We start from the raw sequence: 13,342 nt of genomic DNA, 5'->3' as shown, positions 1-13,342 counted from the left end.
CGCGTGTCGAATGCAACTCAAAAAATCCTTTCATTTGTCCAGAGTTACCGCACCGGCCTTTATGGCTCAGGGGTTCACTTGGGGCATTTTTGCGGCCTATGCTCCTGATATTAAATCGCAAATTAACGCAAGCGATGCCGTATTTGGCTGGGTCCTTTTGTGCGGTGCGGTTGGTGCGGTCACGGCAATGTGGCTCGCTCCTATTTTTGATCGGCTGGCGGGGCGCTATGGCATGGCAATCGGCGCTGTCCTCCTTGCAGTGGCTTTTCAGTTTCCGATTCTGGCCCAAGGGCCGGTGTTATTTGGCGCGTTGATGTTCTTTGTTGGAGCTTTTTCAGGCCTCCTTGATGTGGTCATGAACGCTCGCCTTTCGGTGATAGAAAGCCGCGAACGCACCTCTTTGATGAACCTCAACCACGCCCTTTTCTCCTTCGCATATGCGGCCTCTGCCATCACGGCGGGTCTACTGCGAGACGATGGCGCTTCGATCAATAGTGTGGCGTTTGGGCTTCTAATTCTAATCTCGATAACGGCATTGGGGATGATCCAACCACGAGCATCAACACCCGCTGAAATTTCCCAAGCGGACACAAAACCTGCTCTTTGGGGGGCGGTATTTTGGGGAGGGCTAATTGTCTTCGCTGCGTTTCTTTCAGAGAATGCCGTTGAGGGGTGGTCCGCCCTCCACATCGAACGCAATCTAGGTGGCGGGGCCGCTGAAGGCGCTTTTGGTCCTGCAATGCTGGGCCTCACGATGGGATTTGGCCGCTTTGGCGGGCAAGTCATTGTCTCTCGTATTTCCGAGGCACGTGTCGTGTTGTTTGGGTCACTTTTGGCGGCAGTTGGCGCAACCATAGCGGCTTTTGCACCAACGCCAATCTGGGCCTATGTCGGGTTTGGCCTTCTTGGATTAGGGGTTTCGGTCATTGCGCCGATGGTTTTCGCCCTCGTCGGACGACGTGTGCCCGACGAAATCCGTGCACAGGCAATTTCGCGGGTTGCGGTCATTGGCTATCTTGGATTTTTCGTTGGACCGCCAATTGTTGGCTTCCTCGCCGGAGCAGTCGGCCTGCCTGCGTCGTTTATCTTTGTGGCGCTCGTCCTTCTCGCCATCCCGCTTTTGCTCAAATTGCTTCGGCGGGATGCGCGGATTGATTAACTACTGCCATTCGCCTTCGAAATTCTTGGGGATCAACAAGATATCGCGCCCAACTTTTTCGATGTCACGGTGTCCACAAAGCGCCATGGTGTAATCCAACTCTTTGTGGATGACTTCCAGTGCTTTGGTGACACCCTCTTCGCCCATCGCCCCTAAGCCGTGGATATAGGCGCGGCCAATATAGGTGCCCTTTGCCCCCATGGCCATCGCTTTTAACACGTCTTGGCCGCTGCGAATTCCACTATCAATATGCACTTCGATTTTATCACCAACGGCGTCAATAATGGCGGGCAACGAACGAATAGACGACAGCGCACCGTCAAGTTGCCGTCCCCCGTGGTTGGAAACAATGATGGCATCCGCGCCAACATCGAGCGCTTTGATCGCGTCTTCTGCGTCCAAAATCCCCTTCAGGATGAGCTTGCCGCCCCATTCGTCCTTCAGGCGTTTGATTTGATCCCAATCCATGCGCGGATCAAATTGCGAATCCGCCCATTTTGAAAGCGACGCAATATTTTCAACACCCTTGGCATGACCCACAATATTGCGGAACGTGTGGCGCTTGGTGCCCAACATGCCCATGCCCCACTTCCAGCGCTGTGCCAAATCGAAAATGGCTTTTGGCGTTGGTTTCGGAGGGACACTCAGCCCGTTCTTTAGATCTTTGTGGCGCTGCCCCAAAAGCTGAAGATCCAGCGTCAAAACCATCGCCGAACATTTCGCCGCCTTGGCGCGCGCAATCAGTCCCGAGGTAAATTCCTCGTCCCGCATCACATAAAGCTGAAACCAGAAAGGCGCTGTTGTGTTTTCAGCGATATCCTCAATCGAACAAATTGCCATCGTGGACAACGTGAAGGGCACGCCGAATTTTTCTGCCGCCTTTGCCGCTTTGATTTCCCCATCCGCACATTGCATACCTGTCGACCCAACAGGCGCGAGCGCAACGGGCATCGAAACCTCTTGGCCAATCATCTTTGTTTTGGTCGTCCGACCTTCCATATTCACTGCCACCCGTTGGCGCAGGCGAATTTGCGCAAAATCCGTGGTATTTTCACGGAAGGTTTGCTCAGTCCAACTGCCACTCTCGCAATAATCATAGAACATTTTGGGAGTGCGTTTTTTGTGGAGGTCTTTGAGGTCTTGGATATTGGTGATAACGGCCATTTTAGGTTGCTTTCCTCTATTTTGGTAACAACATCTTACCAATACCGCCCATATAAGGTAAAAACCCGGGCAAGACCAGAAATTTTTCAGGCGGAACTATGAAACGAAAAAAGCCCCGCGGGATGGCGAGGCTCAATCCATAAAGGTATAAAAACGGGGCCGCTAGCCGCGATGTGCGCCCTCGGCCAAGCCTGCAACGAAGCTCAAAACATCCGCCACAGACTTACCTGCGCCAATTTGCGCGACAATTGCCGAGCCAACCACACAGCCATCCGCTGTCCGCGCAATATTCTCGGCTTTTTCCGGCGTGTTAACACCAAAGCCAACAATCACTGGAAGGTCGGTTTGGGATTTAATTCGCGCCACTTCTGGCCCCACGTCGCCAACCTCGGCCTCTGCGGCACCCGTCGTTCCGTTTACCGAAACGTAATACACAAACCCCGATGTGTTTTGAAGAACCTTAGGCAAGCGTTTATCGTCCGTCGTGGGCGTCGCCAGACGAATGAAGTTCATCCCAGCGGCTTGAGCGGGAATGCACAGCTCGACATCTTCTTCGGGCGGTAAATCCACCACGATCATGCCATCGATTCCCGCAGCCTTTGCATCAACGAGGAATTTTGCGACCCCGCGACTGTAAATCGGGTTGTAATAGCCCATCAAAACGATCGGCGTTGTATCATCGCCCTTGCGAAATTCCGTTGCCAGATCAAGTGTGCGCTGAAGCGACATTCCCGCGGCAAGCGCGCGTTGGCCCGCCAATTGAATCGTTACCCCATCGGCCATCGGATCGGTAAACGGCAAGCCAAGCTCGATGATATCCACCCCAGCACCCGGCAAACCTTTCACGATTTCAAGGGATTCCGCATAGTTCGGATCGCCCGCCATCACATATGTCACAAAGGCCTTTTTGCCCGCAGCCTTGAGTTCAGCAAATTTATCGTCGATCCGTGTCATAGCCATTCCCGATGTCATTCTTATATCCAGCCCGAAGATTGGGCACATTTACGCTATGGTTTGCGGTAAAATCAGCCGGAAATCAATGCCCCGCTTGACCTTGGCCCCACATGGCCCCTACATGCGCCCCAACATCAGCCAATGGAGTGTGTAATGGGTTTCAAAATGGGTATCGTCGGAATGCCAAATGTGGGCAAATCCACCTTGTTTAACGCGCTGACAAAAACAGCCGCCGCTCAGGCCGCGAACTTCCCGTTCTGCACAATCGAGCCAAACGTTGGCGAAGTCGCGGTGCCTGACGCACGCCTTGATAAATTGGCCGCCATAGCCGGTTCAAAGCAAATCATCCCAACACGTATGACCTTCGTCGATATCGCGGGCCTCGTAAAAGGCGCGTCCAAGGGCGAAGGCCTCGGCAACCAGTTCCTCGCCAACATCCGCGAATGTGATGCCATTGCACACGTTCTGCGGTGCTTTGAGGACGACGACATCACTCACGTCGATGGCCGCGTCGATCCTGTCGAAGACGCAGAAACCATCGAAACCGAATTGATGTTGGCCGATATGGAAAGCATCGAAAAGCGCCTTCAAGGCCTGCAACGTAAAACACGCAGTGGCGACAAAGACGCTATTCAACAAGAACGCCTGCTAAAAGCTGCCCTTGCCGCTCTTGAAGCTGGCAACCCTGCTCGCTCCATTAGTGTCGACGAAGACGACGCGCGGGCTTGGTCTCTCCTTCAACTGCTCACATCCAAACCTATCCTCTATGTGTGCAACGTTGAAGAATCCGCAGCCGCCCAAGGCAACGACTTCTCCGCACGCGTCGCGAAAATGGCCGCCGAACAAGGGGCCGCAACAGTTGTCATCTCAGCAGCTATTGAAGAAGAAATCAGCCAGCTCGAAGCCGACGAAGCCGAAATGTTCCTTACAGAAATGGGCCTAGAAGAAGCGGGCCTCGATCGCCTGATCCGGGCTGGCTACGCACTCCTCCACCTTAACACCTATTTCACCGTAGGCCCCAAAGAAGCCCGCGCATGGACATTTCCCGCCGGAGCCACAGCCCCAAAAGCCGCCGGAGTTATTCACGGCGACTTCGAGAAAGGGTTCATTCGCGCGGAAACCATCGCATTTGACGACTTTGTCGCGAACAATGGCGAATCTGGCGCGAAAGAAGCTGGAAAAATGCGCTCAGAGGGCAAGGCCTACCTCGTGAAAGACGGCGACGTCATGCATTTCCTCTTCAACACATAAACCGTTTCCTTGGTCTATGGAGAGGTCATCTTGCACTAGTCACGCCAGATGACCTCCCTTTTGAATGTGACAAAGGCATCTAAAAAGTCACGAGTTGATCAAGCGAGCAACACCCAAACAACGACGCTCGCATCCCCTCCTCCCTGCGGCACAATGCAATCACCGGGTGTTCCGAAGTATAAAAGCCCTATTTAGTCCCTATTGACCGCTACGCTGAAGGTCCCATTTATAACGGTCACAGAAGTTTCAGATACGGATTTTATTTGCCTAATTGAAGCACTCTATTGGAAAACGAGACACAAAGATTTTCTCGAGAATAGCCCATTAAGCAGCTACAACAGATCAGCAACATTAGAATCTAGAAGCCCCGATTTTTGTGTAAGGCGTTGGACCATGGCCCGCTTAAGCTCCCTTGTTTCAGTGCAGAGTTTTTTGAACTCGGGCTCGCAAAAACTTGCACAATTTTTTTATTGTAGAAACCGGGCAAAATGGGGAAAATCAACAAAAACAGGAACTTGGCTTCTTTATATTTTTTTTCGAAAAAAGGCTTGTATCTCTAGGGAGTTACGGGCTAAACCGCTCCTCGGAGACGTGGCCGAGTGGTCGAAGGCGCTCCCCTGCTAAGGGAGTAACGGGGTGACTCGTTCGAGGGTTCGAATCCCTTCGTCTCCGCCACTACACATTGATTTTAAACGATAATATTTGAGATTTATAGATTTACCCGCCTAATTACCCCGCATTATAAATGCGGTTGATTACTACAAGATGCTTCAAGTAGCCAAATTAGTATTCCGCGCGTGTTGAGTTCTGTTTGCGAATTACGGCCCATAGCGGACACCCGGCCACACTCAATGTCAGCTTACCCATTTCCCGAAAACAGACCTGTGCGCATTGTGCAGCATTTTGGTTTCCTATCCTAGTCGATGCAGACTAGCGCTTCTTACGAAGCCTCAGCTGTGTCAGGCCAACGCCAGACAGGATGATTCCTGCACCTATGTAGGTGCTGAAACTCAGGGTTTCGTTCAGCAAAATGACTCCCAGAAGAATAGCCCAGAGAGGTACGATGTAGGCCACGAGGCTCATGAATATGGGGCCCGCGGATCGGATCAGCACTACGCGCAGCAGAAAGGCCAAGCCAGTAGGGAGTATACCGGCGTAGAGCAGCGCCCATGTCGCCCGTTCACCGGTGATCTCTGGCAGTCCTTCTAGCAGGAGCGCGATCGGCGTCAGTGCAATCGTTCCCGCCGTTAGCATACCCGCGGTGAATGCCATTGGAGGGGTCGGCGGCGCGCGGCGGATCAGAATGGCACCGACCGAATAGCAGAGCGCCGCCGCCACACAGGCAATCTTTGCCACGACGGTACCACCTGAGACTTGTCCGGCCAAAACCTCAGGCAGAATTAGAACCAGAAGTCCCACGAACCCAAGGAAGACACCCGCGATCCGGCGCGGACCTATCTGTTCGTCCGGAACGAAGATATACGCTAGGAGCAGCACGAATACAGGGGAAGTGCCCATTGTGATACCAGCAAAGGCTGAAGGTACCCGCTGTATCCCCCAGGCCAGAAGGCTGAATGGCAAAGCGAAGTTCAAAATTCCCAAAAGCAGGATGAAGCACAGGTCTTTCGGGTTCTTGATCGCCAGATCTGCCGGACGAGTGATGGCGACGACGGCCAGAAGCGCCAGCGCGCCGATACCGATGCGGCCAGCAGCGACGGTGAAGGGACCGTATTGCTCTAACGCCACAGCCATTGACATGAACGCGCCTCCCCACACGAAGCTGAGGAACAAAAGGACCGCCCAGTTTCGGGAGGCGGGTGTATTGGGGACGGCTTCTGTCATATCTTGGCAATCGGTTGGTGATTGTTGTCCTTATAAGCCGTTTGCATGTCAGCTGCCAGTCCCAGCATACTGGGCGGTGCCCGCTATTAGCTTGGTTCCACTACCTCGGGCTCTTTCTAGAACTAAAACTGTAGCGCGGCATCGTAGGTTCTCAGTTCAAATGCGCAGTTGGGGTCGGCCCAAACTGGACCTTGGTGCGCAGTGCAGTCAACAGCAACTATGTGCGCAGACCTGTAAATGCTGCACAACAAATGGATAGGAGCGTTGGAATTAAACGAACTTTCCAACTTTTTCGCAATTGATTTCGGTCAATGCCCGACCTCCCTAGAACTTCATGCAGGACACGGATGGCATCTCCCAATCTGGTGACCCCATCCGCATTGATCTGCTACGGCTTATTGCGCCTTAACCACCTTGGGCATGTCGTAGGTACCGTTCACAATTGGGGCGTAGGGCCCGTAAAAGCGCGCAGTGAAGCGGAAACCTTTTTCTGGAGCGGGGAGCCAGTTCTTGGCCTGCTCCGGATCAGAGGGCTTTTCGTGTTGGACATAGATTACCAACTTACCGTCTTTGGCCACCAACTCACCAGATTTGAGCATAAAGCTGTTGACGGTGTAGCGGTTGATCTCATTGGCTACAAAATAGCCTTCAGCGCTGTAAATCGGGATCGACCAGAACTGTGTAACCGGTGGAAAATCGTTCATGTCGAAGGTCAGGGTGTAATTGTTCTGGCCGTCAAGTGGCTTGCCTTCGGAATCGGCAAACAGGAACGCGCCACCATGCGAGATGTTCTTGTCCGGTGCGGCCCAGGCGGCATCGGCGATGATTGCACGGTCCATCCACTGGGTTTCGAACCCACCGTCATTGCGCACGACGCCCCAGCCATTCATGTTTATCATATTGGTCTTCAGCGTCTTGCGCACATCGTCAAACCCAGCCTTAAAGCCGGTCTCCAGTGCCGTTTGCTGTTCAGCTGGCAGCTTGGCCCAGTCAAAGGTCAGGCCCTTGCCGATGTTGAACGTCTCAAGCTGCTTGAGCATGTCGGCCTCTTTGATCGAGTCCGTGAGTGTCGGCATGGTCGGATCGTTCAGGATGACACCAAGTAGGGTGAAATATTGTTCGGCAGTCTGCTTGTCTACCTGACCAAACTGATATTCAGGTAGACCTTCAGGGATGAAGAAATCGCCTTTCACAATAGATCTGTCAGCTTGGGCAATGCCTTTGTGATCATTGGCCAGCCAGTCGGCCAGTGGCGTCATGGTTACCTGATCCTGATAGCCGTTGATGATCTTGATCTCAGCAGCGGACCCGGTTTCGACGGCCATCCGTACGACCCCGTAAGACCGCATGTCTTTTGCAGGGCAGTTTAGTGCGGTGAGGTTTTATGCTTACCTCCAGTTGGGCTAAACATTGTGTTGCCCTTCATTTTTGGAGGATTTCTATGAATAGCAAAGAGAAAGCAGTTTTCGTTGGGCTTGACGCGTCCAAAGCCACATTAGCGGTTTCGGTTGCAGATGATGGCAGAGACGGTGAGATACGGGATTGGGGGGCTATTTCTACTGCCCCCAGCTCTGTCGATAGGTTCCTCAAGAAATTGGCAGCGCGGTTCGACCGAGTCGAAATTTGCTACGAGGCGGGGCCAACTGGTTATGGGTTGTATCGCCAGATCACAGCCTTTGGGTTCACCTGCTATGTGATAGCTCCCTCTTTGATCCCGGTGCGTCCGGGTGAACGGATCAAAACGGATAGGCGGGATGCGGAACGCCTTGCGCGTCTTCTTAGAGCGGGCGAGTTGACGCCAATTTGGGTGCCTGACGAGACCCATGAAGCGATGCGGGATTTGGTGCGGGCACGCGACAGCGCGGCGCAGGATCAGCGCCACAAGCGACAACTGATCTCGGCGTTTCTTCTGCGACATGGGCGGATTTATTATCGCACCAAACCCTGGAAAATGCGCTACCGACGTTGGTTGCAGCGACAGTCCTTTGATCACCCTGCGCAGCAGATAGCTTTGCAAGAGATGGTTCTGGCCGAACGCCATGCTGTGGAACGGGTTGGGCGGTTAACGGCTTGTATTGAGGAACTGGTGCCAGACTGGAAATTAGGGCCGGTTGTTGAGGCGTTGCAGGCGTTGCGCGGTGTCGCCTTGATCAGTGCAGTGACATTCATGTCCGAGATTGGTGATGTGCGCCGGTTTGAGAACCCACGCAAACTGATGGCCTATCTGGGTTTGGTGCCAAGCGAATACTCAACGGGACAAACAACCAAACTTGTTATGTTGCCCGATACCGGCGAGCGCTATCTTTCAACTCCGTTGTTTGAAGGCATAGAGGAAGAGATGACGGATGAGGAAACGGCGATTTCTCAGTCAACTCCAAGTACTCAGATGGTTAGCGGCTAATAACGCCTAAGAGCAGATCAGCGGGGCTTCTCCCCTTGGACATCATTCAGAGTATCGATTCATCGAACACCTTCGGGGCCCCCATGCCCTCGAATCCGTTTCCAGCTGGAGTTGTGGCCAATTGGATCAGACGTCATGCGCAGTTAGCTGCGATTGCTTTTGTCGTGCTATTAAACACGCAATCTGTAACCGCACTCGAACAGGTTTCCAGTTTCGGCAAGAACCCGGGCAATCTTTTGATGTATTTGCATCGGCCCTCTGGTCTCAAGGAAGGCTTGCCTTTGGTCGTGGCCCTCCATGGCTGCGCACAGACCCCGGCTGATTTTGACGATGAGACAGGACTTGTGGCGCTGGCAGAAGAGTTTCCATTCCTACTTTTGCTGCCTGAACAACGCGCAGAAAATATGTCTCGGCGATGTTTCCGTTGGTACGATACGAATGACAATCGACCGGGGATTGGGGAAAGCGCGTCGATCCTGGAGATGGTTGATGCTGCCATAGAGGCAGAAGGCGTAGATCCCAACCGCGTTTTTGTTATGGGCCATTCCGCCGGTGGAGCCATGGCAGCTGTAATGTTGGCGAACTATCCGAACCGCTTTGCTGGTGGCGCAATTTTCGCCGGTCTGCCGGTCGGCTGCAATCGACCGGCAGGCGCTTTCGATTTGTTTTGGAGTTCACTTCAAGTTAAATTCATTGCTCCCGACGGTGCAGACGCAAGTTATGCTTGCGGGATCGGAGGTTTCGATCTGACGGATCGCGATGGCGATGAGTGGGCTGGCTATGTGACTGAGGGCACAGATGCAGTACCTGAAAATTGGCCACTGTTGTCGCTTTGGCAAGGCACCGCCGATGCGATCGTTCACCCCAACAACCTTCGCGAACTGACGGAGCAGTGGACAGCAGTTCAGGAAATCGACCTTGTCGCGGATGAACGAGAGGTTATTGGCAGTGCTATTCGCGAAGTCTATCGCGACAACGCCGGAATGGCGCGCATCGAAACTTGGTCGCTCGATGGCTTTGGACATGCCGTACCAATCGATGCAGATGGCAACCCGGAAGTCTGTGGACTAGAGGCCGAGTACGTCGTGAATGCGAACTTATGCGCCATTCGGCGCGTCGCAGATTTCTGGCAGCTCCGGTGAAGGGACTGCGGGAAACGGTTCTGATCTCATACGGCGAAGGCAACCCGCGCCGACACAGTTTCTTGGCCGGTTTGTTGTCGGGGTTACCAATAAAACAGTATCTGTGACAGTGAACTTTAACCCTGCGTCGCCAAGGAATGACGACCACTGTTCTGTTTGATGCGCAGGTAAACTTCTGCGCCGATGAGATAAGGCAGAAAGAACGCCACGCTTTGTACCAGATCAAACCCTCCTGTGAATTGGGGGTTGGACCATAGACCGTCAGTGGCCACATACCAAAGGCCATAGTGGACACGGTAGAACCAAGAACCCAAAGCCAGCCAGAAAAAACGCAGTGCCCAAGCGTTGTGATCCGCGAAGCGCCTTGCCCGTGCGTAGCGGATTGTTTGCACGGCTGTCAGCAGAACCAGTACCCCGTAAAGTGAAAAACCGATATTCATGGGCATCCCACCGATTGTGCCCCTCAGTGGAATGTAGACGAGCCCACCTATTGCAGTAACAATCGCAGCTAGAATGATCAGCCGCCCCGACCAGCGGTGCAGCGCGGGCAAACGCTGCCGCAATGACGGGATCAATTGGAGCGGCACCAGCACCGTGATAGCCGCTCCAGCGGCCATATGGTTAAAAATAGATAGATTGGCGATAGTGTTATCGGACCGTATATAGTGCGGCTCGGGCAGCGCATCCCGCAGACCGCCCAGTGCAAAGTTTATGGCGTATATCGCAAAGGGAAGCGTTAGCAGTACCAAAAGTACAAGCAAACATGTTTGGAGAACGTTTTTCATAAGCGACATTAAATAGCGTGTGAAAAGTTTAAGCAACTTTATGAGAATGGACTTCGTTAACAGAGCAACGGGAGGACGGAGTGGCAAATCAGCATTTTGGGCTCTTGGCGGACTTTAGCTGCTCTTGCACAACTTGTGATATACGGCTCTGTCAACGTCGGGTTGTCGCTGTGGGAGGGTATGGCGGATCGGAGGATCTCTCATGCAAACGCTACACTTACCTGCCATCCGCGCGCTTCGGCCCGCTTGGAACAAGGGTCGCATCGTCGGTCAGAAGCTCCCGCTGAAACCAAAACATGTTTGGGCCATCCGTGTCAGGCTGGAACTGGCTGAAAACCATCGTGATCTTGCCTTGTTCAACTTGGCCATCGATAGCAAGCTGCGCGGCTGTGATCTTGTCCGGATGAAAGTCGTGAATGTAATGGCATCGGCGCAGATCAAGGCGCGGGCGTCCGTTCTGCAAAGCAAAACCCAAAAACCGGTTCGGTTTGAGATTTCGGAGGGCACCCGGGCATCGGTCGCGAAGTGGATGGAGGATCCGCTGATGGTCGGGTCAGAATTTCTCTGGCCAGGGCGTTTCCAAGAGCGCCTTCACATCTCGACACGCCAATATGCCCGGATTGTGCGCGGTTGGATTTCGTCCATTGGGTTGGAAGTCACTGCTTACGGGACTCACTCCATGCGCCGAACCAAAGTGACGCAGATCTACAAGAAGACCGGCAACCTTCGCGCTGTTCAGTTACTGTTGGGACACACGAAGATGGATAGCACCGTCCGATACCTTGGCGTGGAGCTGGAAGATGCCTTGGCAATTGCTGAAGCCATTGAAATATAAGCCCTTGGGCCGTTCAACGCGAACGGCCCAGAGCCGACTTTGGCCACCCAGTCATCATGCTGCGATACAGCCCGTCATTGCGGCCATTCGTGCAGAGCGCAGCATCTCGTCGGCTGCATCTGACCTGTAGATTTTGGCTCCCGGAAAGGTTTGCGACCTTTGAAGCAAGCTGCCGCAGGTCAGGTTCGGAATATCTGGTTCTTTTGATCAGGCATCTGCGCTCCAACACCCGCCTGTTGCGATTATCCAGTGTACGCTCAGGCTCGATTCTGGCGCATTCCGGTTTGGTACATTTTTTCACCTTGCCACTTTCCAGCCCGGATCAGGCACCACTTTGCGACGAGCACGCCGATGGCCGCCCATAAAACGCACCGAAAAGTGCCGATCTGTGCCAAAAAGTGCCGTGAATCGCCTGGGCGATTTTGCTGGACAAGCTCTGGAACAAAAAATACCGTTTATTTTCTGTTAGGGGGGCCACAATGAGAGTTCCGCTCATATCAGCGCGCGTTCTTATGGGATTGCATGACACGTTCGTCAGCTACGTTGGGGAGGACGGGTTAGATGCGGCTTTGACGGCGGCACATATCCCCGTGCCATCGATGGAACGCCCCGAGGTTTTCATGCCTCAGAAATTGCTGTTTCGGTTCTTCGAAGACATCGCGCGCCAACTGGGTGACCAGAATTTTGGCCTGACCTTTGGCGTTCATGTTCATATGGTGAACTTTGGCACCTGGGGACGTTTACTGCTTTCATTTGATACGCTGGAAGAAGCGCTCTTCGCAGTGGAGGAATCGCAGAGATTTCACATTACTGCCGACAAGTTTACAGTGGAAAAAAAAGACGACCACCTGTGCTTTGTCTACACATCGGGATTGCCAAACCTGATCGGGCGGCGACATTATTCCATCGCGGCAGCGACCGTGATGATGGATTTGTGCAGACACTACATGGGCAGACACTGGAGCCCGCTAAGCGTCGACCTTGACGTTCAGAAAACGCGTTACTTGGCATCCTTCGAGGATGTTTTTCAGTGCCCGGTGACCTTTGATAACCCCAGCACGCGCATAACCATCCATCGGGAAGAAGCAGGGTTAGTGTTTTTACGAAAGAAGCCTCCGTTTATAACCCAATCTGATCTGAGACGTTCGTGTCTTGCTGCACCCACTGAGCTGATCGGCATCGTGAAGGAACTCGTACGGTTCCGGTTGCTTGACAGCGAGATCGATATCGACAGTGTTGCCAGCCTGATTTCATTGAGTCCCCGAACGCTGCAGCGGCGGCTTGCTGACGAAGGGATTGATTTCAGAACCCTTGTCTCGCAGGTGAGGGCCGAACGTGCGGTTGAACTGCTTCGCGAAACACAAATGCCTGTGTCCAGCATCGCGGCCGATCTTGGGTATTCGACAGCGTCGCATTTTTCCCGCGCCTTCCGAAAGACGACCGGAGCGTTACCATCTGACATCCGTAGCCGCCTGGTGGGCTAGACACGCCAGTCCGTCTGACAGATTTGGAATCGCGATCATTTGACTCGCGAGATATTGGTGCCTTCGGTCCCCGTGCCCGCAAAATATCCGCCCTGGCTCACGAAAATCTCGTCTCGCACGCTCGAGGTTGAAACCTTGCGGGCGATCTCCTCATCAGCGACGGTGATGTTCGGGCCGACACCACCTTGGGCCTATAAACGTGCCACTTCCCCAAACCCGACATTCGCTCTCTGCGAAGTACTTCCAGTGCGCGGACTACGACTATGTTGGACGAAACGGTGCTTTGTGGAGGGAGCAAGACACCGCTCGCCCCACGCCATATGGT

Annotated in this window: 11 protein-coding genes and 1 tRNA gene; 7 read left to right on the top strand and 5 right to left on the bottom strand. The window is 53.5% G+C overall.

The genetic code is table 11. From position 1 onward, the window contains the following. The first annotated feature begins 10 nt into the window (after positions 1-10). Positions 11-1,159, top strand: a complete 1,149-nt coding sequence (locus tag AB9F27_RS03550; RefSeq protein WP_335587005.1) for an MFS transporter — start codon at positions 11-13, stop codon at positions 1,157-1,159. On the opposite strand, the gene AB9F27_RS03545 is transcribed toward AB9F27_RS03550, so the two are convergent. Further along, a complete protein-coding gene (locus AB9F27_RS03545) occupies positions 1,160-2,323 on the bottom strand; it encodes an alpha-hydroxy acid oxidase (RefSeq protein WP_335587004.1) in 1,164 nt (387 codons plus the stop codon). A 162-nt stretch (positions 2,324-2,485) separates the two neighbouring features. Further along, the gene (gene trpA, locus AB9F27_RS03540) at positions 2,486-3,277 is read right to left on the bottom strand and encodes a tryptophan synthase subunit alpha (RefSeq protein WP_335587006.1); all 792 of its coding nucleotides are present in this window, start codon (positions 3,275-3,277) and stop codon (positions 2,486-2,488) included. A gap of 153 nt (positions 3,278-3,430) precedes the next feature. On the opposite strand from trpA, the gene ychF reads away from it, so the two are divergent. Beyond that, positions 3,431-4,528: a redox-regulated ATPase YchF gene (gene ychF, locus AB9F27_RS03535; RefSeq protein ID WP_335587003.1), complete on the top strand. Its 1,098-nt coding sequence runs from the start codon at positions 3,431-3,433 to the stop codon at positions 4,526-4,528. 585 nt (positions 4,529-5,113) lie between these two features. Next, positions 5,114-5,203 (top strand) — tRNA-Ser (locus tag AB9F27_RS03530). A gap of 255 nt (positions 5,204-5,458) precedes the next feature. Here AB9F27_RS03530 and AB9F27_RS03525 read toward each other — a convergent pair. Next, complete coding sequence (locus AB9F27_RS03525) at positions 5,459-6,370, bottom strand: DMT family transporter (RefSeq protein ID WP_335585102.1); 912 nt, start codon at positions 6,368-6,370, stop codon at positions 5,459-5,461. 395 nt (positions 6,371-6,765) lie between these two features. Continuing rightward, positions 6,766-7,695 (bottom strand): DUF1214 domain-containing protein, encoded by a 930-nt coding sequence (locus tag AB9F27_RS03520; protein WP_335585101.1) that lies wholly within the window; start codon positions 7,693-7,695, stop codon positions 6,766-6,768. Between the two features lie 116 nt (positions 7,696-7,811). On the opposite strand from AB9F27_RS03520, the gene AB9F27_RS03515 reads away from it, so the two are divergent. Continuing rightward, the gene (locus tag AB9F27_RS03515) at positions 7,812-8,771 is read left to right on the top strand and encodes an IS110 family transposase (protein WP_335585100.1); all 960 of its coding nucleotides are present in this window, start codon (positions 7,812-7,814) and stop codon (positions 8,769-8,771) included. An 83-nt stretch (positions 8,772-8,854) separates the two neighbouring features. Further along, positions 8,855-9,913 (top strand): PHB depolymerase family esterase, encoded by a 1,059-nt coding sequence (locus AB9F27_RS03510; protein ID WP_369757564.1) that lies wholly within the window; start codon positions 8,855-8,857, stop codon positions 9,911-9,913. A 116-nt stretch (positions 9,914-10,029) separates the two neighbouring features. Here the strand turns inward: AB9F27_RS03510 and AB9F27_RS03505 are convergent, their stop codons facing one another. Next, a complete protein-coding gene (locus AB9F27_RS03505; protein ID WP_369757563.1) occupies positions 10,030-10,707 on the bottom strand; it encodes a DUF2306 domain-containing protein in 678 nt (225 codons plus the stop codon). Between the two features lie 193 nt (positions 10,708-10,900). On the opposite strand from AB9F27_RS03505, the gene AB9F27_RS03500 reads away from it, so the two are divergent. Next, a complete protein-coding gene (locus AB9F27_RS03500) occupies positions 10,901-11,533 on the top strand; it encodes a tyrosine-type recombinase/integrase (protein WP_335585097.1) in 633 nt (210 codons plus the stop codon). A 479-nt stretch (positions 11,534-12,012) separates the two neighbouring features. Then, entirely contained in the window at positions 12,013-13,017 is a 1,005-nt protein-coding gene (locus tag AB9F27_RS03495) for an AraC family transcriptional regulator ligand-binding domain-containing protein (RefSeq protein ID WP_335585096.1), read from the top strand. Positions 13,018-13,342: the final 325 nt, after the last annotated feature.

It is taken from the genome of Falsihalocynthiibacter sp. CO-5D18 (assembly GCF_041205445.1).
Classification (GTDB): domain Bacteria; phylum Pseudomonadota; class Alphaproteobacteria; order Rhodobacterales; family Rhodobacteraceae; genus Falsihalocynthiibacter; species Falsihalocynthiibacter arcticus.
This window is presented reverse-complemented; position numbering and strand designations above follow the sequence as displayed.

Coding starts and splice junctions, on each gene's coding strand:
- AB9F27_RS03550 (WP_335587005.1), top strand. CDS start 11: ATGCAACTCAAAAAATCCTTTCATTTGTCCAGAGTTACCGCACCGGCC.
- AB9F27_RS03545 (WP_335587004.1), bottom strand. CDS start 2,323: ATGGCCGTTATCACCAATATCCAAGACCTCAAAGACCTCCACAAAAAA.
- trpA (WP_335587006.1), bottom strand. CDS start 3,277: ATGACACGGATCGACGATAAATTTGCTGAACTCAAGGCTGCGGGCAAA.
- ychF (WP_335587003.1), top strand. CDS start 3,431: ATGGGTTTCAAAATGGGTATCGTCGGAATGCCAAATGTGGGCAAATCC.
- AB9F27_RS03525 (WP_335585102.1), bottom strand. CDS start 6,370: ATGACAGAAGCCGTCCCCAATACACCCGCCTCCCGAAACTGGGCGGTC.
- AB9F27_RS03520 (WP_335585101.1), bottom strand. CDS start 7,695: ATGGCCGTCGAAACCGGGTCCGCTGCTGAGATCAAGATCATCAACGGC.
- AB9F27_RS03515 (WP_335585100.1), top strand. CDS start 7,812: ATGAATAGCAAAGAGAAAGCAGTTTTCGTTGGGCTTGACGCGTCCAAA.
- AB9F27_RS03510 (WP_369757564.1), top strand. CDS start 8,855: ATGCCCTCGAATCCGTTTCCAGCTGGAGTTGTGGCCAATTGGATCAGA.
- AB9F27_RS03505 (WP_369757563.1), bottom strand. CDS start 10,707: ATGTCGCTTATGAAAAACGTTCTCCAAACATGTTTGCTTGTACTTTTG.
- AB9F27_RS03500 (WP_335585097.1), top strand. CDS start 10,901: ATGCAAACGCTACACTTACCTGCCATCCGCGCGCTTCGGCCCGCTTGG.
- AB9F27_RS03495 (WP_335585096.1), top strand. CDS start 12,013: ATGAGAGTTCCGCTCATATCAGCGCGCGTTCTTATGGGATTGCATGAC.